This is a genomic window from Gemmiger sp. An120 (genome assembly GCF_002160955.1).
Lineage (GTDB): Bacteria > Bacillota > Clostridia > Oscillospirales > Ruminococcaceae > Gemmiger_A > Gemmiger_A avium.
The window spans coordinates 1-566 of sequence record NZ_NFLN01000050.1; the positions used below are offsets into that span (position 1 = coordinate 1).

The 566-nt window shown below is 62.9% G+C and carries 1 protein-coding gene; it reads right to left on the reverse strand.

Annotation, left to right across the window (positions count from 1 at the left end):
* Positions 1-566 (reverse strand): lacto-N-biose phosphorylase central domain-containing protein (locus tag B5E65_RS15935; RefSeq protein WP_275532890.1); only part of this gene is annotated, 566 nt, incomplete at both ends.

Genomic DNA, 566 nt, shown 5'->3' on the forward strand with positions numbered 1-566 from the left:
ATGAAGTGATCCGGATGCTCGTCCCAGTTGTACTTGTCGTAGTTCAGGGTGAAGCCGGTCTCCTTCTCCACGCCCATCACGCCGGCCAGCTGCAGGTAACGGCCCTGGTACTGGTGACCAGCGGGCTCGCCCACGCCGATGATGCCGCCGCCCCGGTGCACAAAGCCCTTGATGGCGCTGGCGATGGTTTCGTCCTCCCAGTAGAGGCCGCCGGTGTGGGCGGTGTCGCCGTCGCCCACGTTGATGATCACGTCGATGCCGTCCAGGATGGCGGGATCGGCCTTGATGTCCTCAAAGCTGATGAACTTCACATCAAACGGCGCGCCGGAGAGCGCCTCGATCACGCCGGCGTAGCTGTAGTTCTGCTTCTGGTACAGCGCATGGTGCACCATGTGGCAGCCCCAGCTGCGGCACTTGCCCCAGGCGTTCAGCACCGCCACGGTCTTGACGCAGTAGGGGGTGGTGCCCTTGATGTTCTGGTACAGCAGACGGAACTCGTCGCAGACCGACTGGATGTACTCCATGAACTCGGGGAACTCCAGCGCCAGCTTCAGGTAGCCGCCGTA